At 43.9% G+C, this 20,689-nt stretch carries 19 protein-coding genes and 1 pseudogene; 11 read left to right on the top strand and 9 right to left on the bottom strand.

The annotated features are described in order from the left end of the window. The first annotated feature begins 15 nt into the window (after positions 1–15). Both DLM75_RS13405 and DLM75_RS13410 read left to right on the top strand, forming a co-directional pair. Entirely contained in the window at positions 16–1,143 is a 1,128-nt protein-coding gene (locus tag DLM75_RS13405) for an acetylglutamate kinase (protein WP_118969001.1), read from the top strand. Positions 1,144–1,539: 396 nt separating this feature from the next. After that, positions 1,540–1,884 carry a DCC1-like thiol-disulfide oxidoreductase family protein gene (locus DLM75_RS13410; RefSeq protein ID WP_118969182.1) on the top strand — a complete coding sequence of 115 codons (345 nt, stop codon included), beginning with the start codon at positions 1,540–1,542 and terminating at the stop codon, positions 1,882–1,884. Here DLM75_RS13410 and DLM75_RS13415 read toward each other — a convergent pair. From DLM75_RS13415 to DLM75_RS13425, 3 genes are read right to left on the bottom strand one after another with little or no spacing between them, the layout of a single operon-like run. Beyond that, positions 1,861–2,556: an iron-containing redox enzyme family protein gene (locus tag DLM75_RS13415; RefSeq protein ID WP_118969002.1), complete on the bottom strand. Its 696-nt coding sequence runs from the start codon at positions 2,554–2,556 to the stop codon at positions 1,861–1,863. The genes DLM75_RS13410 and DLM75_RS13415 overlap by 24 nt on opposite strands. 11 nt (positions 2,557–2,567) lie before the next feature. After that, positions 2,568–3,638 carry a D-alanine--D-alanine ligase family protein gene (locus DLM75_RS13420; RefSeq protein WP_118969003.1) on the bottom strand — a complete coding sequence of 357 codons (1,071 nt, stop codon included), beginning with the start codon at positions 3,636–3,638 and terminating at the stop codon, positions 2,568–2,570. Further along, a complete protein-coding gene (locus tag DLM75_RS13425; protein WP_118969004.1) occupies positions 3,631–4,893 on the bottom strand; it encodes a KamA family radical SAM protein in 1,263 nt (420 codons plus the stop codon). The genes DLM75_RS13420 and DLM75_RS13425 overlap by 8 nt, the downstream gene beginning before the upstream one ends. Positions 4,894–4,991: 98 nt before the next feature. Here DLM75_RS13425 and DLM75_RS13430 point away from each other — a divergent pair, with 98 nt between their 5' ends. From DLM75_RS13430 to DLM75_RS13440, 3 genes are all read left to right on the top strand, one after another. Next, positions 4,992–5,666, top strand: a complete 675-nt coding sequence (locus tag DLM75_RS13430; RefSeq protein ID WP_118969005.1) for an HAD family hydrolase — start codon at positions 4,992–4,994, stop codon at positions 5,664–5,666. Positions 5,667–5,708: 42 nt separating this feature from the next. After that, positions 5,709–6,527 (top strand): GerMN domain-containing protein, encoded by an 819-nt coding sequence (locus DLM75_RS13435; protein ID WP_118969006.1) that lies wholly within the window; start codon positions 5,709–5,711, stop codon positions 6,525–6,527. Positions 6,528–6,658: 131 nt separating this feature from the next. Continuing rightward, complete coding sequence (locus tag DLM75_RS13440; RefSeq protein ID WP_118969007.1) at positions 6,659–7,885, top strand: GGDEF domain-containing protein; 1,227 nt, start codon at positions 6,659–6,661, stop codon at positions 7,883–7,885. Here the strand turns inward: DLM75_RS13440 and DLM75_RS13445 are convergent. Together DLM75_RS13445 and mqnC are read right to left on the bottom strand one after the other, a co-directional pair. Further along, positions 7,875–8,234, bottom strand: coding sequence for an LIC11299 family lipoprotein (locus DLM75_RS13445; protein ID WP_118969008.1), 360 nt, complete (start codon positions 8,232–8,234; stop codon positions 7,875–7,877). The two genes, DLM75_RS13440 and DLM75_RS13445, sit on opposite strands and share 11 nt — an antisense overlap. Positions 8,235–8,558: 324 nt before the next feature. Then, entirely contained in the window at positions 8,559–9,659 is a 1,101-nt protein-coding gene (mqnC, locus tag DLM75_RS13455) for a cyclic dehypoxanthinyl futalosine synthase (protein WP_118969010.1), read from the bottom strand. A 466-nt stretch (positions 9,660–10,125) separates the two neighbouring features. Between mqnC and DLM75_RS13460 the strand changes: the two genes are divergently transcribed. The 3 genes and pseudogenes from DLM75_RS13460 to DLM75_RS25025 all read left to right on the top strand — a co-directional run. Continuing rightward, entirely contained in the window at positions 10,126–12,216 is a 2,091-nt protein-coding gene (locus DLM75_RS13460; protein ID WP_118969011.1) for a heterodisulfide reductase-related iron-sulfur binding cluster, read from the top strand. Between the two features lie 507 nt (positions 12,217–12,723). Beyond that, positions 12,724–12,918: a hypothetical protein gene (locus DLM75_RS24120; protein WP_147456638.1), complete on the top strand. Its 195-nt coding sequence runs from the start codon at positions 12,724–12,726 to the stop codon at positions 12,916–12,918. Between the two features lie 15 nt (positions 12,919–12,933). After that, positions 12,934–13,080: pseudogene (locus DLM75_RS25025) on the top strand (transposase); the annotation flags it as partial. Positions 13,081–13,695: 615 nt separating this feature from the next. Here DLM75_RS25025 and DLM75_RS13475 read toward each other — a convergent pair. Next, the gene (locus DLM75_RS13475) at positions 13,696–15,303 is read right to left on the bottom strand and encodes a peptide chain release factor 3 (RefSeq protein ID WP_118969013.1); all 1,608 of its coding nucleotides are present in this window, start codon (positions 15,301–15,303) and stop codon (positions 13,696–13,698) included. 512 nt (positions 15,304–15,815) lie between these two features. Here DLM75_RS13475 and DLM75_RS13485 point away from each other — a divergent pair. Further along, positions 15,816–16,136: a hypothetical protein gene (locus tag DLM75_RS13485; RefSeq protein ID WP_118969015.1), complete on the top strand. Its 321-nt coding sequence runs from the start codon at positions 15,816–15,818 to the stop codon at positions 16,134–16,136. A gap of 334 nt (positions 16,137–16,470) precedes the next feature. Here DLM75_RS13485 and DLM75_RS13490 read toward each other — a convergent pair whose 3' ends face one another. Continuing rightward, positions 16,471–16,818, bottom strand: coding sequence for a hypothetical protein (locus DLM75_RS13490; RefSeq protein WP_118969016.1), 348 nt, complete (start codon positions 16,816–16,818; stop codon positions 16,471–16,473). Between the two features lie 41 nt (positions 16,819–16,859). Between DLM75_RS13490 and DLM75_RS13495 the strand changes: the two genes are divergently transcribed. Both DLM75_RS13495 and DLM75_RS13500 read left to right on the top strand, forming a co-directional pair. Further along, positions 16,860–17,795, top strand: a complete 936-nt coding sequence (locus tag DLM75_RS13495) for an ornithine carbamoyltransferase (protein ID WP_069607748.1) — start codon at positions 16,860–16,862, stop codon at positions 17,793–17,795. Between the two features lie 103 nt (positions 17,796–17,898). Further along, entirely contained in the window at positions 17,899–18,891 is a 993-nt protein-coding gene (locus tag DLM75_RS13500) for an HpcH/HpaI aldolase/citrate lyase family protein (protein ID WP_118969017.1), read from the top strand. 103 nt (positions 18,892–18,994) lie between these two features. On the opposite strand, the gene DLM75_RS13505 is transcribed toward DLM75_RS13500, so the two are convergent. Together DLM75_RS13505 and DLM75_RS13510 are read right to left on the bottom strand one after the other, a co-directional pair. Then, positions 18,995–19,471 carry an LIC11177 family protein gene (locus tag DLM75_RS13505; RefSeq protein WP_118969184.1) on the bottom strand — a complete coding sequence of 159 codons (477 nt, stop codon included), beginning with the start codon at positions 19,469–19,471 and terminating at the stop codon, positions 18,995–18,997. Positions 19,472–19,686: 215 nt separating this feature from the next. After that, positions 19,687–20,667, bottom strand: coding sequence for a rhomboid family intramembrane serine protease (locus DLM75_RS13510; protein WP_241547918.1), 981 nt, complete (start codon positions 20,665–20,667; stop codon positions 19,687–19,689). Between the last annotated feature and the right edge of the window lie 22 nt (positions 20,668–20,689).

Genomic DNA, 20,689 nt, shown 5'->3' on the forward strand with positions numbered 1-20,689 from the left:
TCCAATCGATTTGGAATGAAACACCAGGAAATTCTTCTTAAACTCTTAGAAGTCACTGAGAACACGAAGGATTCATTCCAATTTTTAAAACTCTTTCGTTCCATCGAACCAGAAAAGTTCGCCGTAATCTATGCAGACTCGGGAACTTTGATGGAATCTGCGGAAGCGCTTCTCTACAACCTCAAACTTCTTCACAAATTGGAACTCTATCCGGTTGTGGTATTGGATAAGGACGGAATTTCATACACAAATCTTTTTTACAGAAACCAATCCAAAGAGGAAGCGGACTCGACTCTACCTGGAAAACTCTTTCGTCATTTCAATCAGATAGAAAGTTCGGTTGCGTTAGCTCTGACGGAAAAAAAACTTCCCGTATTCATCGCGGAAGAAAGAGGGAAGGCTCTTTTCGAATTCTTAAACAACCTTTGTTCTTCTCTAAAGACAAAAAAACTCATCTACTTGAATCCTCGTGGTGGAATTTATTCGGGTGGAGAAAAAATTTCGATCTACGACGTCGATTCCACGATCGAACCCGACCCAATCGATTCAGTCCTTTTTCACGCCTGCAATGAACTTTATAAAAACGTAATGGATCCCGAATTCGGGATCGCGATCACGTCCGCCTCTTCTATTTTGAAAGAATTATTCACGATCAAAGGAAGCGGAACTCTCATCCGAAAAAAGAATCGAATCGATTTTATTTCCGATCTCAATTCGGTTCCGAAAGAAAAGATCAATCACCTGATTGAAAGAGCATTTCAGAGACCTTTGAAGCCGAATTTTTGGGAACAGGAATTTGCAGGGATTCTTCTCGAATCCGAATACAAGGGATGTGCTCTGGTAAAAAAGACTCCTTACGGTTTTTTTCTTTCCAAGTTCGCGGTAGACGAAATCGCAAGAGGAGAAGGAGTGGGAAGGGATATCTGGGATCAAATGGTTCAAAGATTTCCGGTCCTTTTTTGGAGAGCACGAAAGGAAAATTCCATCTCCAAGTGGTATATGAAGGTCTGCGACGGAATGCAAAAAGAAGGAATCTGGATTTATTTTTGGATCGGAGTTTTGGAAGAACACATTCAACCGATTTGTAATTTTCTAAAAAATCTTCCTCAGGATTTGGAAGCACCGTCTAACAATCCGAAGTAGTCGGCGAATTTCTCCGATGTCTACTTGCCGAACAAACGAACTTTGTAAATGTTAAAATGGATGATTTGTAGGAGTTCCTACGAGAAGAATCCAACTTGCAAAAAGTGGGTTCTTCTGTTAAGGGAAAATCGCCGGGAGGTTTTCCCGCCACCGCACCCCTCCACCCAAGGTCAGGGTGGGGCCGAGAAACTTGCACGGTGAAAGTCGGAACTACGACAAGAAGAATCCAACTTGCAAAAAGTGGGTTCCTCTGTTAAGGGAAAATTTCAGGGAGGTTTTCCCGCCACCGCACCCCTCCACCCAAGGTCAGGGTGGGGCCGAGAAACTTGCACGGTGAAAGTCGGAACTACGACAAAACGCATTCATTTTTTAGAATGGACCAAGAAGGGAAATCACATGAACGCACTTGTCTTTTTATACGATGGGGATTGCAATTTCTGCAAGGATTTAGCCCAGAAGCTCCAATCGTATAACCTCAACCCTAAGATCCGTTTTCAATCATTCCGAGAATTTTCCGAAAAAGAACTCAGAGAAATTCATCCGAACCTAAACATTCAAGTTGCAGAAGGAAACGTTCAGATGATCGCAGACGGAAGGCGTTACCCCGGTTTTTTTGCGGTCCGAAAACTCAGCCATTCTCTCAGAGGATTTCGATGGATCGCGCCCCTTCTCTATCTTCCTCTGATACCGATTTTTGGAATGATCGGAATGAACCTCTTAAAGACTTTGAAAAGCAGATAACCCTTCGTAAAAAACGAGCCTCGCATCCAGTGCCAGGCGATTTCCTTCCATCACCCTATTCTTCTTTTCCTCAGTATCTGCGACGGATTCGATCAAACGAAAAAGTTTTTCCGCGTGAGATTCGTCCGCATCCAAGTTGACTTGGAAGAATTTCCCCTCCGGAAGTGACGATCGACCTTTCAACTCTCGGTAAGACATAAACATTCTTGAATATTCTAATTTAAGCAAATACTCGTTGGCAGGGCCGAGTGCGCCGAGTGCCGAATAAAAATCCGTAGTCGTTATTCTTCTCATTAAATCGAGATAGGCTTTGGTTTCAGGAAGACAGTGTGATTCAAAAACCACCTCTCCCATATCGGAAAGAAATTTCCTAAGAATCGAAACATGAGAATCGGCCGCCGTTCCTTCGCCCAACTCTTCCCAGATATTTTGAACGAGAACAATCTTCGCTTCCAGACTTTCGCTGATCGCCGCCGTGTTCAGAAACCAGTTTACGAAATCCACGCTCACAAAATATTCCTGACGCAACCAAAGAAGAAGGTCTTCCTTTTCCATTCTTCTTTCCTTGGATTCCAACCAAAAATTAGAAGTTAAAACAGGATGTTTACGAACCGATTCTTCCAGGGAAGTTCGAAAAGAAACGGAAGTTTGAGAAGAATGAAACGTCTGCATAAATTCTTTTTCTACGATTTCGTGAGACTGGAATGAGTCGTCTTGAACTTGGAATATAAAAACCGAGGAGATTCCGATTCCAATCTCGCGATCTTGAGAATCTCTGAAAACAAGGTTTTTTCGTCCCCTAAGCCCTGACGATAACAAATCGGAAAAGTGGAATAAAACGGAGACAGACCGGGCGTCAGATTGACTTCCAAAAGAAACGGTTTTTCTTCCCCGTTACATTTCCAATCCAAACGTGCAGGACCGGAAGTGGCTAAAGATTTACAAATCAGCACGCTTTGCTCCTGGAGGAACGACTCCGTTTTCTCCGGACAATCAAAAACCAAGGCCTCCGGCATCCTATCCTTCGACTTCGTTTTTTCTCCGTAAACGTCTTCCACTTTCAGATCCTCCCGCAAAACCAATCTCCCCGCGCCGCTGACACGATACCCATAACCGGGAGATCCCATTACGGAAATCGTATATTCAGAACCTTTTAAGTATTCTTCCACTAAGTAAGGGAAGTATTCCTCGGGTAAATCCTTTAAACGAGTAAAGAGTTCGTCTTCGTTCAAAACCAGGCTCTCCTCTCCGATTCCGAGGCTTGAACCTTCTCCGGAAGGTTTCAAAAAACAAGGATACGGGACCTCTTTCGGCAAAACGAAATTCTTTCGATCTTCATAGGATAAGGAGAATCCATTTGGGACGGGAATTCCCAAGGATTTGGCAAATAGTTTCGTTAGATTCTTATCCAAAGAAACGTTTTGGGCGAAGGCGTCCGAACCTGTATGTGGAAATCCGAAAAGTTCGGCGGACGCAGGAATCAAAGCTTCCCGATTTCTGGAACGAAACCCTTCCATCAAATGAAAGATCACCGGCCGTTTAGAAAAAGGAATCGATGAGTATAAATTCAATTTTTCTAATAGATCTTTCGGAGTAACCACGAGTTCGGTAGTTTCTCCGAGTTCGTTTAACAATTCAAGAATTCTCTCAACGGAAGCGGAAGATTCCCATTCTTGTTTGTAAGAATCCGGAAATTCTCCCGTAAACTCGTGAAGATCGGCATATGCAAGGACGGTCGGAATTTTCTCATTCATACGAATGTTTTTCTTTCGCGCCGAAACTTCCTGGAAAAATTCTTTCCCAGGTTTCGAGGGAGATTTCAGGATATTGTTCTTCCATTGTGGAATCGGGAGGTTCCGGACTCAAGTGATACGTCCCGCGTAACGCGGATCGAAAGACGTGCGTCCTCTCCGGTTTGTAATAACCGAGATACCAATCCGGAGTCAGGGTAATCTTTCCTCCTCCCCCAGGTAGGTCGTTCACAAATTGAGGGATTCCCATTCCGGCGATCTTTCCGCGAAGATAACCTACAATCTCGATTCCTTTCGCAAGGGGGGTTCTAAAACCTCTGGAACCAGGAATCAATTCGGGATCGTACATATAATACGCTCGGATTCGTAACTCCAACAGTTTTTTATGAAGTTCTAACATAGTTTCTCCGGAATCGTTGATCCCTTTTAGGAGCACACACTGATTCCCGACGCTCACACCGGCTTTGAGAAGTTTTAGAACCGCTTCTTTCGCTTCGGGAGTACATTCCTTGGCGTGATTGAATTGCGTGTTGCAGAAGACGGACAATCGATCGTTATTATGAGAATCTATTATATTACAAAGTTCGTATGTGATTCGAAACGGCAGTGTCACGGGATTTCTTGTCCCTAACCTGCAGATTTTTACGTGTTCGATTCTTTCGAGTCGTTCCAAAATCCAATCGATCTTGGAATCGCTCAAGTTCAGGGGATCTCCTCCGGACAAAACAACGTCCCTAATTTCAGGATGGGATTCTATGTATTCAAAACACGATTCCAAGTTTTCAGTCGTCATTCTCTCCTTGGAATCGGAAACCTTTCTTCCTCTCATACAATGTCTGCAATAAACCGAACATTCGTGATTGGTAAAAAGAAGTACCCGGTCCGGATACATATGAGTCAAACCTCTCACCGGTGAAAGTCTTTCTTCGTGAAGAGGATCGTTTGATTCTTCCGGAGAAAAAATCGATTCTGCTTCTCTCGGAAGAATCATCTTTCGAATCGGATCTTCCGGATCGTTCGGGTCCGTAAGAGAAATGTAATATGGGGTCGCGGAAACGTTCAGTCGAATCGTCTCTTGTAATCCGATTCTTTCGCTCGAACTCAGCTCGAAGTAACGCTCCAATTTTTCACCTTGGACCCGATTCTGCAGTTGCGCCTTATAATCGGTCCAGACAAAGGATGAAAAGAGTTCCGCACGATTTTGCAAAATCGTTTTCGAAGAAGAAGCGCCAGTTTGACCGAGGTCCGAGGTTTTCATGGAGGAGATACTTCCTATTTTCTCCGCGTCCGGGGAAAATCAAGCAAAGGGAAAAAGAAAATGCCAAAAGGATCGGTTTTCAGAAAGTGTCCTCAGAAATGTCTTCTTTTTCCAGCGATTCTCTGCAGGCCCTCGCCTTCGACGTAGACGGAACCTTGTTTTCCTCCGAGGAGATCATTCTCGAAGTCTATAAGGATTCGATCGAACATTTTTCCAAAAGTTCGGGGATTCCCATAGAATTGCCTTCGCGAGAAAGAATTATGGACGAGATCGGAAAGCCGGTCAAAACCATTTTCCTCAATCTTCTTCCCCAACTTCAAGAAGAACAAAGAGACTCGATTTCGGACAGCGTCCTCCGTTTTCTCTGTCAGAGGATCCGAAACGGAGAAGGAGAATTTTATCCTCAGGTGAAAGAGACGATCGAATCTCTTTCCCGGAAGGGTTTTCGAATTTTAGCCGCGTCCAACGGAAGAAGGCAGTACGTAGAAACCATCCTGGATGTAGCCGGAGCTCTTCCCTTCTTTGATCCGATCGTAGTCATCGACAACGAAAGGATCAAAACCAAAGGTGGAATTCTAAAAGAATACGTTAAACTCTACGGATTCGAAGCGGAGAAAATTCTTATGATCGGAGACAGGCTTTCCGACCACGAAGCGGCTCGCCAAAACGGTTGTCCTTTTGCTTTTTGCACCTACGGACACGCCAATCCGGGAGAAATTCCGGACTTCGAGATGGAACTCAAAAACCTTTCCGATCTCGCAAAACTCCTCTGATTTTGGCTGAATAGAATCCGAATTCTTTCCGAAAATGATAGAGTGCCGGATTCTGAAAAAAGAAAAAATCTCATCTTCATTCTTACAGGGATTATCTTTACGTTAGTGCTTTTGGATAAAAGCACCGGCTCCGGATTTTCTCTTTCGGGAACCGGCTTTCAAGGTTTTCGAAACATCGGCAAGATGAATCCGGAATCCCAAAATTCCAATCGTGGAAATCTCAATCACAAAGAGATGATGGATCAAGCCGAAGACGAAATCCTCGGAGAACTCCTACAAAACGGAGACGTACAGACCTCGTCTTCCGAAAATACAAACACCGTCGAAGAAGACCTAAACGAGGAGAATCTCGTGCCTGTGATGGACCCTCAAATTTCAGAATCGCAGGGCAAAGAATCCACAACCGTTCTCCCAACCGAAAAAGGAGAACTGGCCCTCTACTTTCTCAAGTTTTATGGAAAGGGAAGTAAAAGTCATTCGAGGCTGGTGAAGGTTCTTCGTCTTTCCAAAGGTGGGGACCGCGTGAAGCTGATCTTAAATTCCCTGATTGCAGGCCCCGTCCTTGCGGAAAAAGAGAAAGGAATTCTCAACTCGATTCCTTCTCGTCTCGCGTATGATTCCGATTACAAAATCGAAGACGGAATCCTAAAAATTTCTCTCAGCGCAGATTTAGAACGAGACGCGGGTCCGGAAATTCTCAAGGATCGAATCGACCAGCTCACATATAGTTTGATGGAGAATCTACCGATTCGAGGAGTTTCTCTTCGAATCAACGGTAAATCGGTCCGCTCCCTCGGTGGCGAAGGAATGCCCCTTCCTTCCGTTCTGACAAAAAATCCACGAAAGATCGTCGTTTTTTAAAATTCGACACTGTTATTTTTTTCCAAATTCGGTCGAATTCCTTTGTAGGTGAACTCGCAGAAATCCTGATTGTTTAAACAGAGCCATTTTTAAAATGGGGAGCGAGATCCTGTTTTGCAATTTAAAGAGAAATGAGATATTCATTCGGAAACAATCAAAAAATTAGACTCCTCGCTCGAAGAGTTTTTTTCAATCCCTTCCCGGATGATTATCTAAAAATCTATCAACCGGACATCCGAAGAGCGACCGTAATCTATTTTTTTCTCTGCATTGGGATCAGTATTCTTTCCGCATTGGTTCCCGATGGAGCCCATCCCTTTGGTGAAGAAAATCGTCTCTTGATTTTCTCTCGATTGACGGTGATTTTTCTTTCCGGGTTTTTCGCATTCTTACTTATAAAATGGAAGCATTTTTTTCGGAAGAGCATTGAAAGGTTTAGTATTCTCTCCTCAGGAACCATCGTATTCTCTTTGCTCCCCTTTGTTTTTTTGGATTCGGAAAGAATGGGACTTTACTTCCATTTTTTTACCGCCCTGGTCGTGAGCGGAAACATTCTCCTCTGGTTTACGGGAACCACGGTGATCTTTTTCAACTCCCTCTTTTATTTTTCTCTCGTAGTTTGTACGACGATCACCGGTTTTGCAATACCTTTGCAACACGACTTTGCGATCATTCTGATTTATCTTACGACAGGTGTGATCGGGAATCTTCTGATCAATTTCTGGAGAGTGATGGATCATCGTGCAAAGAAAAAATTACAAAAGGCAGTGAGCAAACTCCGAGACAAAAACATTCAGATCGAAAAAATTTCGAAGGTGGATGAACTCACTCGTCTTTACAATAGAAGATATCTGATCGAACAGTTTGAACTTTTTTTAAAGAGAGCGCAACGTTATCGATTCTCTCTCGCGATGATCATCTTGGATATGGACTATCTCAAAGAGATCAACGATTCCTACGGACATCTTGCAGGAGATCAGGCTTTGAGAACGATTTCGGAAGTGATGAAACACAGAGTCAGAGCCACCGACGTCTGTTCCCGAATCGGAGGGGACGAATTTTGTATTCTTCTCGACGCGATCAAAAGAGAAGACCTTTCCCAACTCTGTGAAAAACTCAGATTGGACGTTTCCACCAAGGAACTATCGTATCATACAAAAACAGGCGATCCCGTAAAAATCACAGTTTCCATCGGAGCCTGCATCTTCGGCCCCGAAGGAGAATTCAGTTTCGACGACATCTATCACTCGATCGACTCAGCTCTTTACGAATCCAAAAAAAAGGGAAGAAATCGGGTCTCGTTTATCGAACCTGTTCGCTATTTTCCGAAAGAAAATCCGAAATCCTTTACTTCTTAGGAGTTGGAAGTTCGTAGTGATAGGTGATCTCGCAATAAACGCCTTCTTCTAAATACTTCGTATTCTTGAGTTCCAAAAAAAACTGTCTGTTCTTTTGATCCGGTTCGAGTTCCTCCAGCTTTCGAGTGGCGATCGTCTTGGCCGCTGTGCAGGAAGTGTTCTGCATTTTGAACTTGTCGTTTTCTTCGACAGAAGAAGAAGACGCCTGACCGATTGAGACAAGTTCGTATTGATGAGGTCCGAGGGTTTTTACGGTGACACCCGTATCCACATGAATTCTCTCTTTTACCTCGTGTGTGCAGGAGGTAAATGCCAAGGAAAACACCAGAATGCTATTCAAAATCTTCATCTCTTTCTCCTCATCTTCCTTTTGTTTGGAAAGACGTTCTCTTTATAAGACCTTTTTCCTTCGAAAAACGGATTCTTCTCTTTTCTAATTCTTATCTCGGAATCGTATGGGAAGAGCCATTCTTTGTTCCGACAAATCTATTTTTTGTAAATATAGGTTGATCCGGACTTCAAGTCCGTTTCTCCAGCAGAATTTGGCGAGATCCATCTCAAAGAACGAAACGAAGATTTTCGGACCACGTCCCTTTAGAAGAACAGTCCTTCGGAGAAAAATTTCCCTCTTTTTTAAGATGAAAAAAAAGAAGATTCCCTCGAAGAGAAATTTCTAAAGACTCTGCGCCAATTCGTTTCCGTATCGATCGTAGTTGTAGAGAAGGTCTCTTCGTTTTGGAACAAATCCGCCTTCCTTCAAAAACTTGATCGCTTCTTTTTCGGTCTTGAGTCCGTAGGAACGAAGGACGTTTTCTTCGATGACGACGGAAGAGATATCGTCGGCTCCGCTCGTCAACGCAAGTTGTCCGACTCCCTTTCCAAGAACCATTACGGAGGTTTCGATATGAGGAATGTTGTCTAAGAAGATTCTACAAATCCCGAGAACCTTTAGATATTCTTGCGTGGAAACGGCGCGCACTTTAAAACGTTTTGTCTGCGGTTGAAACGTCCAAGGAATAAAGGATAAGAATCCTCCGGACCGGTCCTGGAGATTTCGCACGACGCTTAGGTGTTCGATCACTTCTTCTTTCGTCTCCTCGGAACCGAAGACGATATTCGCGCTCCCCGGAAGTCCAGCCTCGTGACAGGTTTCCATCGCGCGAACCCATTCTTCCGTAGTCGCCTTTTTAGGAGAAATGATATTGCGCATCCGATCCGTAAGAATCTCGGCTCCCGCTCCGGGAACGGAATCAAGGCCGGCTTGTTTCAAAATTTGTAATACTTCTTTGAGAGGAAGTCCCGTGATTTTTTCTAAGTTGATGATTTCCACGGGAGAAAACGCACGAATGTGCATGTCCGGATATTTCTTTTTCACGGAAGAGATGACGTTCAGATAATAATCAAAAGGAAGATCCGGGTAAACTCCACCTTGGAGGAACATCTGATCGGCGCCTTCGCTCACTGCGTAGTCCATCTTTTCCAAAATTTCTTCGGCGCTTAGGACGTAACCTTTCCCGCTTCCAATCTCATCCATAAAAGAACAAAAACTACATTCCACATTGCAGAAGTTTGTGTAGTTTACGACGCGAAACATCGTATAACTTGCTTGCGTGGGAGGGAGAATTTTTTCTCTCAAGGTCCGAGCCGTGGCCATGATCTTGAGATAGTCTGCGTCCTTATAAAGCGACAAGGCTTCTTCGGGAGAAATGCGAACCCCGTCTAGGGCTTTTTCTAAGATAAGATCGGTGGGATGCGATGAAAAAATTGAGGCCACTTCTGCTCCTGTTCAGGCATTCTAAAAAAAAGAACGTCCTTCAATCTTTGGACTGATTCCTTATTTTGCATCTTCTTTTTTAAAAGGAAAATCGAGTCTGTCAAGACTCTTTGATTCAAAGAGACCTCGTCTCAATTTGGAGGTGAATCCGCCCTTGTGAAAACTGTGAGAGTTCCCACACTCGATGTTTCAAAGCGTGGACGAGAATCTGCTTCGAAAACTGTGAGAGTTCCCACACTCCATGTTTCACAGCGTGGACGAGAATCTGCTTCGAAAACTGTGAGAGTTCCCACACTCGATGATTTACAGCGTGGACGAGAATCTGCTTCGAAAACCATTGAGTTTCAATCTCAAGAACGATCGTTCTACTGAAGATGCAAGATTTGAAAATTCCTCGACAGGGAGGTTCTCGATTCCTACGCTGTAAATCAATTCACCAATCCAAAAGAAAGGGTAACTCATCAATATGGCAATTTCGCAAATCGCCTTTCACGTGATCTTTACGATCCTCTTCGTTATCGCGAACGTAGTTTTTATTCGTGCGATTCTTTATCGCCTTAAACTGATCTTCAACGCCAGAAAAGCCGCGGGGACCGAGAACTTTCTGGAAAACCCGAACTGGGGATTTCGAATCAACAGTTTTCTCCAGAACGTGATTCTTCAGAAGAAGAACTTCAAAGAACCTCTTCGTGGAATCATGCATGCGTTTATCTTTTACGGTTTCGTAATTTATACGATCCATACCACAAGCCAGATGATTTCGGGTTTGATCGGTTACGGAATGGATGACCCTTATAAGTTCTCCCTCGTCGGTTTTCTTTTCGGAGAAAGTGCGGGGCATTTGTATGAATCGATCGTACAAGTCGTTTCCATTCTTGTCTTGATCGGCCTCGGATTCTTTGCTTGGAGAAGATGGATTCAAAAAGCAAAAGGACTCGATGTCCATTCTCCTGCTTCTGCAATCGTAATCTCGATGATTTCCATTCTTATGATCTCCACACTTTTGGGCGAAGGCGCCAAAGCAGTGGGAGCAGTTTACGACAGTCCGACTGAAAACGCTTCTTTGATCGCGGCAGGTATCGGTGCGGTTTGGAAATCGATCGGTGTGGAATATTCCACTGCGGATTTGGTTGTTCAAATCACTTGGTGGATCCACATTCTTTCCGTCTTCGCATTCATGCTCTACGTGCCGACTTCCAAACACGCGCACTTGATCTTCGCACCGTTTAACTACTTCCTTCAATCCGATACTCCGAAGGGAGCTCTTTCTAAAATCAATTTAGAAGATGAGAATGTGGTCTGGGGTGTAAATCGTGTGGAAGACTTTCCTTGGCCGAACCTTCTCGACGGGATGTCCTGTATCGAGTGCGGACGTTGTCAAGTTCAGTGCCCCGCAAACAGAACCGGAAAAGTTCTAAACCCAAAAGCAATCATCGTAGAACTCAAACACGCACTTCTTGAAAAAATGCCGGAAGTTGCAAAGATTCGTTTGGAAGAATCCGACGCTAATGTAGCCGCTGAAAAAGTTGCCGCACTGGATACCGCCGTGATCAACAACTACGAAGGTCTTTCCGAAGAAGCCCTTTGGGGTTGTACGACTTGTTACGCCTGTGTCGAAGCTTGTCCCGTTGGAAACAACCAAGTCAACGCTATCATGGAAATGAGAAGACACTTGGTTCTTGCGGAATCCAAATTCCCTGTAGAACTTCAAAACGCATTTGTGAACATGGAAAACAACTCCAACCCTTGGGGTGTAGGAGCTCACACGAGAGCGGATTGGGCGGACGGCCTTGGTGTAAAAACCATGGCGGAAGATTCCAACGTAGACGTTCTCTACTGGGTCGGTTGCGCCGGAGCTTTTGACGAGAGAAACAAGAGCATCGCGAAATCTTTCGTAAAAATTCTCCAGAAAGCAGACGTGAAGTTTGGAATCTTAGGAACCGAAGAAAACTGTTCCGGAGATTCGGCAAGAAGAGGAGGAAATGAATATCTCTACCAAACTCTTGCACAGACAAACGTGGATACGATGAACGGATACAACGTGAAAAAAGTTGTGACCGCTTGTCCACACTGCTACAATACAATCAAAAACGAATATCCTCAGTTCGGAGGAAACTTCGAAGTGGTGCACCATTCCGAGTTTATCAACGACCTCGTAAAAGAGAAAAAGCTGGATGTAAAAACAGCGGAAGACGCTTCTTCCGGAAAATACACCTATCACGATTCTTGCTACATCGGTCGTTACAATGATAACTACGAGAACCCAAGAGACGTGGTTAAAAAAGTCGCCGGTGGAAAGCTCGCCGAACCTTCCGATCACCACACAAAAGGTCTTTGTTGTGGAGCCGGTGGAGCTCAGATGTGGATGGAAGAACAAAACAACGATCGAGTCAATATCAAGAGAACAAAACAACTTCTGGATACCGGTGCGACCACCATCGCCACGGCTTGTCCTTTCTGCGTGACCATGATCACCGACGGTGTGAAACACGAAGGAAAAGTAGAAGAAGTAAAAGTAAAAGATATCGCTGAATTGGTCGCGGATAATCTTGCTTAAACGATTCTAACTTAGAATTTACTTTTAAAAAAGCCGGTCTTCAAAAGCCGGCTTTTTTTATTCTCTTCTTCGAATATTCACTGAGAAGAATCGAATTTTCCTTCGAAACGATCTTCGGTTTTTTTTCAGAAGCCGTTTCATTTTAGAATTCTTAAAAAAAGGTTTATCCGTATTTTCTTCGAGAGGGACTTCAAGTCCGATTTCAAGTATTTTTCAGGACGAGATTGTTTGTCGGAAATAATAAATCCTTTTTAGAAATCTCTTTGAAAGTAAGAGTTCCCACATTTTCTTTCAAGAATCGACCTACTTCAAAAAAAAATGCATATTTTAGAATATTCTAAAATTCAAATTTGTTCTCATTTCAATCGAAACTTTCATTCCACCTTTCTTTCAGATTTCGCCGAAATGTATAATTTTCTAAAAAATTTCCTGCTTCGATTTATAGGAAGGTTGACTTTCACGTTGAATCAAAGATTCGCTGGAGTTCCAACAAAGTCAGGAGAATCTATGAAAATCATTCAAATTACAACGCTCAGAAAAAAGTCAAAACTCGCCCACTCCGTCTACGCAAACGATTACCACTTGATCTTTGAAACAAGAAAAAAGGATCCTTGGTTAAATACGCATTTGATGATTCAGATTCGAAATCTCTTTCGAGAAAAGTGCGAAGAATTGAACTTAAAAATTTATCTCGTAAACTGAACTAAAAATCGGGTCCATGCCCTTCTCTCCATTCCACCGACGATCGGAATTGCAACGGTAGTTCGTCATCTCAAAGGTTATTCTTCCAGAATTTTAGGTAAAAGAAAATTTTGGGCCGAAGGTTATTCCGTTTTTTCCGTGGGAGATGAAGACTTTCATTGAACATTTCGCTTTATTCGAAATCGAGCCGACCGTTTGGAAGCGCATAACGTGGATCGAAAATTGAAAAAAACGGCGTAGATCCCGAAAGGATTTTGGTTCCTTTTTATTGGGTTTTTGGGAAGAGGATGAAGACTTTTTAAGAAATCGGTCGACGATTCCGCAAAAGCCCTTTAAAAAAAGGACTTCCCGTTTGAACAAATGGGTTTAAAAAAAAATAGGCGAAGTGGCCAAAGACCGCTTCGCCTCAAAGACATCTGGTGCAAATACACATTGTATGACTCTGAAAAAATTCAGATTCTTACTTTGAAAATTCTCTTTTTTTTAAGATCGATGTGTGGATTTTCAAAATCGAAAACCGTTTTTTAGAAAACAAAAATTTTGATTTTTGTCGATGGAATGGACTGACTTCTTGTCAAGAAAGGCGGCGCAATCCAAGAAAACTTCGTTTTCATTCGGAAGATTCTTTGAAAACAAACGGTTCGGATATTACATTCTATAGAAATAAGGGAAAGTCTGCCACCGATTGGCGAAGAGGTGAGAGAAAGATCCCGTGTTTAGGGGATCTTTCAGAGGAAACGGGATCTTCTTTTCCCAAAGAAAAAGATTCTTATTCTTTTAGGCGGAAGGCGGATAATCCAAAAGAGTTATCTCCGGATTCTTCTTTTGAAAGTATCCCTTGTCCCATTCGGTGTCGAAAAGAAGTGCGGCGCGCCCTCCCCGATCCGTAACAAGATTTGCGGAAGTGGGAACTTTCGAAAGGTCTTCCTGCGCAATCCAACAAGAGATTGCATACGGAAGAATCGTGATCGTGGACGGCGCGTTGTATTCGTCCATAAGTCTCCTTTTGAAAACCTCGAACTGAAGTTGTCCCATCGCTCCGATGATCGGCAATCCTCCGCCGACGGTCTGAGAAGAAAAGAGATGCAGAATTCCTTCCTCCGCAAGTTGATCGATTCCTTTTCGAAAACTCTTCATACTCGCGGTATCGGAAGAAGAGATCGTCGCAAAGAGTTCCGGTGCGAACACGGGAAGCCCTTTGAGATCGGGAACCTTCGAAGTAGCGACGATATCTCCGATCGCATAGGTTCCCGGATTTACAAGTCCGATGATATCTCCCGGATACGCTTCATCCACAGTGTTTCGATCCTGCCCGAAAAAAGCAAAAGAAGAAGAAAGTTTAACAGATTTTCCTAATCTTCCGTGAAGGACGTTGAGTCCTCTTTCAAACTTACCGGAAGTGACTCTTAAGAATGCGATTCGATCCCGATGTTGACGATTCATGTTTGCTTGGACCTTGAAGATAAAGCCGCTAAAGGGAGTGTGGATTGGATCGAGTCTGGATCCGTCTTTCAAAGGAAAGAACATAGGCGGTGGTGCGATCTTTATAAATTCATCTAAAAACAATTGGATTCCGAAGTTGTTTACCGCGGAACCGAAGAATACAGGAGTAATTTTGGATTCTAAAAAATCTTCTTCGCTAAACTCGGAGATTCCACCTTCTACGAGTTCCAATTCTTCTCGAAATGCCTTGATGACCCAATCTTCAAAACGAGAATCCAATTCCGGATCGTTGATCCCCGATGTTTGAAAGGAAGACTTTTGACTTCCTCCCGGAGTTTTAACATAGGTAAGAATCGATTTGTCTTTTCTGGAATAAACTCCGCTGAAGTCGACGCCCGTTCCGATCGGCCAAACCATTGGAACCGCGGAAATTCCGAGAACCTTTTCGATCTCGTCCAAAAGGACAAAGAGGTTCTTCGTAGGTCGGTCCATTTTGTTGATGAAGGTTACGATCGGGATTCCTCGATCTCGACAGACCTTGAAGAGTTTGATCGTCTGTGGCTCAACTCCCTTTCCGGCGTCGAGAACCATCACTGCCGTATCCGCCGCGATGAGTGTTCGATATGTGTCTTCGGAAAAATCTTCGTGACCCGGAGTGTCCAAGAGATTGAGGACGTGTCCGTTGTATTCAAACTGGAGCGCCGCAGAGGTAATCGAAATTCCTTTTTCTTTTTCCATCTCCATCCAATCGGAAGTGGCGGCCTTCCGATTCTTCCGAGCCTTTACCGCACCTGCGAGTTGGATGGCGCCTCCGTAGAGGAGAAGTTTTTCAGTGAGTGTAGTTTTTCCCGCATCCGGGTGGGCTATGATCGCAAAGGTTCGTCTTCGACGGGTTTCTTCTTCTATCGTTTGATTGTGTTTCTGCGTTACGATCTCGCTCATAGAATTTGCCCTACCCAATTCCAGATTTTTCGTTCTAAGCCGACTGTCAGCAATTAAACTGGGGTTCGAACGAGCGAACTTTTATTGAATGGAAGGTTAGAAAGAACCAGAGCTTGTAATTTAAGAGCGCGCCTCGTCGTAGTTCCGACGCTCCTCTGTGAAAGACGCGGGCCCCACCTGCGGCGCGATCCGTAGAGAGTGCCGCGCTGAGTTTTGGGTGGAGGAGGAGAGGTGGCGGGAAAATTTCGGGAGACTTTCTTCTATCGCAAAAAAGCAAATTCTGCAACCAAATTTCAAACCTCAAAAAATGTAGGAACTCCGACAAAATTCTCCAACAGGGCTTTTCCATTCTTAGAAGCCCCTCGCCTTTTTCGATTTCAACTTCCTCGATTCTTTAAAAAAATTTCCAATGCCGACTTTTCTTTTTTTCTCACGTTCGTATTGATCGGGTAAATCGATTGTAACAGGAATCGACTACATTCTTTTTTATCTTACAAAGACAAAGGTGTTTTATGGAAGGGATTCCCCTCACTCCATCCAGAGTTCTCAAAGGATTGAAACTTCATATCGACGGACTCGAAGAATCTTTTGATATCTTAAAAATCAGAGAAGACGGAATCACGATCTCTTCTCAGAAAGAGTTGAACCTCCTCGTCGGATCTCCCTTGAGCGGCCAGATCGCTTCCCCCAACTTAAACCTCCAATTTCGATTTCACGGAAGTTTACAAAGACAGGTTCGCAGACCGGATCAAGATGGATTTATCTTAGGAATTCAATTTCATCAGACCACAAAGTATCCGGATCTTCTCATCGCACTGGAACTCGCTTCTTAAACATTCTTCTCAAGAATTTATTTCCGCATTTTTTCGGGATCCGATCCGGTTCTTAAAAACGGCGGCTCACGCGTTTTAGTATTCGAAGATTCTCTCAGAGCTTTTTCTTGTTTCGGATTTGTCCCTGCCGTTGCAATCCATAGAGAGCGACGGCACTGCTCCAAAAATGGAAGTAGCCGATTCTAAGTCTTTTTCTCTTTAAGATTTGTCCCTGCCGTTGCGACCCATTGAGAGCGACGGCACTGCTCCAAGAATGGAAGTAGTCGATTCTAAATCTTTTTCTCTTTAAGATTTGTCCCTGCCGTTGCGATCCATAGAGAGCGACGGCACTGATTCAAGAATGGAAGTAGCCGACTCTAAATCTTTTTCTCTTTAAGATTTGTCCCTGCCGTTGCGATCCATAGAAAGCGACGGCACTGGTCCAAGAATGGAAGTAGCCGATTCTAAATTTTTTTCTCTTTAAGATTTTCCCTAACTCTTTTGTGGCGCGCTCTCGCCCCGTTTTTTTTTTAGAGTGGAGAGGACCGCGCCGCGAAAAAGGAAGTTTTCTCTTGTGAACTAAAAGAATGGAGCCTTCCAAAGGACAACTTTCGTCGTTTGATGGGCGCCAGATAAGAGTTCCATCCACTTGCAGAATGTCCTCCCTTGGGTCGGCCTTTCTGCGCTCCTGATCTATTTTCATTTACGAAACAACTTCCGTTTTGTTTTCTGTACATATCTCTTATGTCTGAAAGTAACGTGAAACATCTGATTTCCTGGGAAGACTGGTCGGATTCTGAAATCGTCGATTTGCTCAACTTTGCAATTCATGTAAAAAAGAATCGTGTCAACTACGCGGGTCATCTCAGCGGAAGAACTCTCGCGATGCTTTTTCAGAAAACTTCCACAAGGACCAGAGTTTCTTTCGAAGTCGCGATGACCGAGATGGGAGGCCATGGAATCTATCTGGATTGGATGGCGTCTAACTTTCAACTTTCCGACATCGATTTGGAAGCGAGATATCTTTCTAGAAACGTCTCCGTGATCATGGCTCGTCTCAAAAAACACGAAGACCTCTTGGCGATGAGAAACGGATCTCAGGTTCCTGTCATCAACGGATGCGACAATATGTTTCATCCTTGTCAATCCCTCGCCGATGTCATGACGATCGCCTTGGACAAACCGGATCGCCCCTTAAACCAAGTAAAACTTACCTACATCGGAGTTCATAACAACGTAGTCAATTCTCTCATCGGGATCACTGCCGCTCTGGGAATTCATCTTACCCTCGCGACGCCGATCGCGGAAAAAGAAAACATCCATGAAGGTACAGTCGAAAGAGCCAAGTCGAAAGGAACTCTCGCATGGGAGAAGAATCTCGAAAAGGCAGTGAAAGACGCGGATTATATCTACACGGATACCTGGCTCGACATGGAATTCTTCAACGATCCTTCATACGCGGATAAGAAAAAGGAAAGAATGGAACTCATGATGCCGTATCAGATCAATTCTTCTCTTATGGAAAAAACAAACGCGAAGGTCATGCACGATATGCCGATTCACGCCGGATACGAGATCACAAGAGACGTCGTCTTGAGTCCGAGATCGATCATCTTTCAGCAGGCGGAGAATCGTCTGGACGCGCAAAAAGCGGTCATCCTAAAACTCCTCGAGGCGTAACCTCTCCGAAAATCGGTTTACCAGAGGCCTGCGCTTCCGAAACCTGTATTTAGAGCCTTTTCACCCTCACTTGCGGGCTCGAATAAGAATTAAAGGTATCTCTATGTCTAAATTGACTCATCCAAGAGAGGCGCTCTTCGAAGGAGAAAAGCCTTTCCCTATCATTCCTGCCTGCGAACACTTCGCCGGTTCCGAAAAGCTGATTACAAAAGCCCTTGAACTCCAGAACAAACTCGGCGGTCTCTTCGACATCACCATGGATTGCGAAGACGGAGCACAGACTGGGAAAGAAAAAGAACACGCGGAATTGATCGTTCGCCTTCAGAACAGCGAGCTCAACAAACACAACATGAGCGGCGTGAGAATTCACGATTATACAAACGCATACTGGAAACAAGACGTAGACATCATCGTTCCGGGCGCTGGTGCAAAAATCGCATACATCACAATTCCAAAACCGACTCGCGCGGCTCAAGTGGAAGAGATGATCACTTATATCCAAAAAGCGGTTCAAAAAGCGGGAATCAAAAGAGAAATTCCGATCCACGTTCTTATCGAAACAAACGGAGCGCTTCAGGAAATCGAAAAGATCGCGGCTCTTCCTTGGTTGCAAGTTCTTGACTTCGGTTTAATGGACTTCATCTCGGGACATCACGGAGCGATCCCAGCTTCTTGTATGAAAAGCCCGGGTCAGTTCGACCACGAACTCTTAAGAAGAGGAAAGGCTAACTTAGTAGCGGCCGCTCTCGCAAACGGAGTCATCCCTGCGCACAACGTAACCCTCGACTTGAAAAATCAGTATCAAACGTACAAAGACGCAAAACGTGCCCATGACGATTTCGGTTTCTTAAGAATGTGGTCCATCTATCCAACTCAGATCCAAGCGATCTTAGACGCGATGGCTCCGGATTACAGCGAAGTACAAACCGCCGCTGAAATTCTGATTCAAGCTCAGAACGCGGAATGGGGACCGATTCAATATGCGGGAGATCTTCATGACCGTGCGACGTACAGATATTTCTGGGAAATTATCCAAAAAGCGAAACTGACCGGAATTTCCATCCCAGAAGAAGCGAACAAAAGATTCTTCAACTAAGAACCTTTCGCCACTTCAAAAATAAAAAAAGCCGCAAACGTTTGCGGCTTTTTTTTACTTCGATTTCGTTTCCAAAAAACGAGGATCGAAATTGATTCTAATCTTATTTTACGAACTTCTCTAAAAGTTTCGCGATGAGTTCGTTCAAACTCTTCTCCACGTAGTCCCAGGATTTTTTATTCATAGGTTCGAGTGGCATTTTTTTATTGAGTTGTTTGAAACGATCAAAACTCTCTCTTGCGTAGTCCAGATATTTTCTCGGATCGATTCCGAGTCGATCCAGATGACCTTCGTTCTTATTGTAAATTCCGGCGACTTTATCTTTGTATTCATCTTCTAAGAAATAATAACGAATATCCAATTTGACTTCGTCTATTGCCTTATAAATCTTCATTCCCTGCCCTTCTTTCTTTTCCGTTGGAGCAGTTTTCTCTTCGAGATTTTCCGAACCAGCCGATTTCTTTGTCTCTTTCGTTCCGGCGGCGGCCTTGGAAGCGGCATTTCGGTTTCCCTTGACCAACTTCTCAAGTTTTTCTCGTTTTAAGATATCGAACAAGGCACTCTTTTTATTCTGAGTCACGATCAAACCCTTTCTTTACTTAACTTGCAAACGATCCCGAATCGGTACGAACCTTCGATATAACCAAAGATTAGAATTCCGGACTCAAGGAAAGATTCTATTATTCTTATCGGAAGAAACTCGTATCCCGTCCATTACTAACAGCTTATGGGACGATTTTTCTTATAAAAAATGAGCCTTTTCTCGATTCTACATCTTTCCAAGATTGGAAACAATTAATTCCCTGAATTTTGTTCCAGGCGATTTTTTCGAAGAGCGCAGTTCGGTAACCATTCGCAACGAAGACAAAACGGATCCTCGGGTTGAAAGGTCGAAGGTGGACATAAATTTACGTTCGTCTGTTGTAAGGGAGTCAGAAATGTTTCTTTCTCGGAGAAGGAATTGATCTTTGCAAGCTGGGATAAAAGTTCTCGATTCTTACGAGTCTGGGTATCCAAATCTTCGGTCATCGAACGAGCCGTAGGCGGCTCCGGATTCGATTCTTTTCGATTCCGATTTGGAAAGATTTTTCCTGAATCGAAAACGTTTCCTTTCAGGAGCCATGGAGCGATCAAAGTGGCGCCGATCGCTCCGCCTAAATGACAGGAGTTACTGATAAAAAACGGGGAATGAAAGTAATACAAGGAAATCAGATCTCCCGCGTAACCCACTCCGACGATGATCCAAGGAGCATAACGGGCCTTCATACGAAAGAAGATCAAAAAGACTTCCGTTTCCGGAAATAAAATTCCAAAAAGAACCAAAATTCCGGTGATCCCCCCGCTTGCACCCAACGTCATCGTTTGGTAGAGATCCATCGGATACGGAATTCCCATCACCTGTAAAAGCACCGGAGCCAGAGCGACGGTAAGCCCCCCCATTAAAATCGAAACGACGTAGACGACCGAAAATTTCCAAGCGGGAATGTATTTACAGATCAAACCTCCGAACATCACCAACACATACATGTTTAGGAAAAGATGAATGAAAGGAGTACCGTGAACGTCGTGAAGAAAACCGTAAGAAAATATTTGCCAATAATCTCCGTGAAAAAAACGCGCAGGAGTCAGAGCGAAGTAGTATTCGAGAATCCCGGTACCACCGGCAAAAAGTTGAAGAATGTATATGAGAACATTTGCAATGAGGAACAGATTGATCGGATGAAAAATGGAATAACCGAAAAGCGAGATTCCGTTCCGGTATTTTCTTTTTGCCATATAGGATAGAATACGAACTGTG

This window comes from Leptospira stimsonii (genome assembly GCF_003545885.1).
Taxonomy (GTDB): domain Bacteria; phylum Spirochaetota; class Leptospiria; order Leptospirales; family Leptospiraceae; genus Leptospira; species Leptospira stimsonii.

What these genes read in the sequence shown, in the direction of transcription:
- DLM75_RS13475 (WP_118969013.1), bottom strand. Translation starts at nt 15,303, where the DNA reads ATGAGCGAGATCGTAACGCAGAAACACAATCAAACGATAGAAGAAGAA.
- DLM75_RS13485 (WP_118969015.1), top strand. Translation starts at nt 15,816, where the DNA reads ATGGAAGGGATTCCCCTCACTCCATCCAGAGTTCTCAAAGGATTGAAA.
- DLM75_RS13490 (WP_118969016.1), bottom strand. Translation starts at nt 16,818, where the DNA reads ATGAAAATAGATCAGGAGCGCAGAAAGGCCGACCCAAGGGAGGACATT.
- DLM75_RS13425 (WP_118969004.1), bottom strand. Translation starts at nt 4,893, where the DNA reads ATGAAAACCTCGGACCTCGGTCAAACTGGCGCTTCTTCTTCGAAAACG.
- DLM75_RS13415 (WP_118969002.1), bottom strand. Translation starts at nt 2,556, where the DNA reads ATGCAGACGTTTCATTCTTCTCAAACTTCCGTTTCTTTTCGAACTTCC.
- DLM75_RS13495 (WP_069607748.1), top strand. Translation starts at nt 16,860, where the DNA reads ATGTCTGAAAGTAACGTGAAACATCTGATTTCCTGGGAAGACTGGTCG.
- DLM75_RS13405 (WP_118969001.1), top strand. Translation starts at nt 16, where the DNA reads ATGAAACACCAGGAAATTCTTCTTAAACTCTTAGAAGTCACTGAGAAC.
- DLM75_RS13460 (WP_118969011.1), top strand. Translation starts at nt 10,126, where the DNA reads ATGGCAATTTCGCAAATCGCCTTTCACGTGATCTTTACGATCCTCTTC.
- DLM75_RS13430 (WP_118969005.1), top strand. Translation starts at nt 4,992, where the DNA reads ATGTCTTCTTTTTCCAGCGATTCTCTGCAGGCCCTCGCCTTCGACGTA.
- DLM75_RS13510 (WP_241547918.1), bottom strand. Translation starts at nt 20,667, where the DNA reads ATGGCAAAAAGAAAATACCGGAACGGAATCTCGCTTTTCGGTTATTCC.
- DLM75_RS13500 (WP_118969017.1), top strand. Translation starts at nt 17,899, where the DNA reads ATGTCTAAATTGACTCATCCAAGAGAGGCGCTCTTCGAAGGAGAAAAG.
- DLM75_RS13445 (WP_118969008.1), bottom strand. Translation starts at nt 8,234, where the DNA reads ATGAAGATTTTGAATAGCATTCTGGTGTTTTCCTTGGCATTTACCTCC.
- DLM75_RS13410 (WP_118969182.1), top strand. Translation starts at nt 1,540, where the DNA reads ATGAACGCACTTGTCTTTTTATACGATGGGGATTGCAATTTCTGCAAG.
- DLM75_RS13420 (WP_118969003.1), bottom strand. Translation starts at nt 3,638, where the DNA reads ATGAATGAGAAAATTCCGACCGTCCTTGCATATGCCGATCTTCACGAG.
- DLM75_RS13440 (WP_118969007.1), top strand. Translation starts at nt 6,659, where the DNA reads ATGAGATATTCATTCGGAAACAATCAAAAAATTAGACTCCTCGCTCGA.
- DLM75_RS24120 (WP_147456638.1), top strand. Translation starts at nt 12,724, where the DNA reads ATGAAAATCATTCAAATTACAACGCTCAGAAAAAAGTCAAAACTCGCC.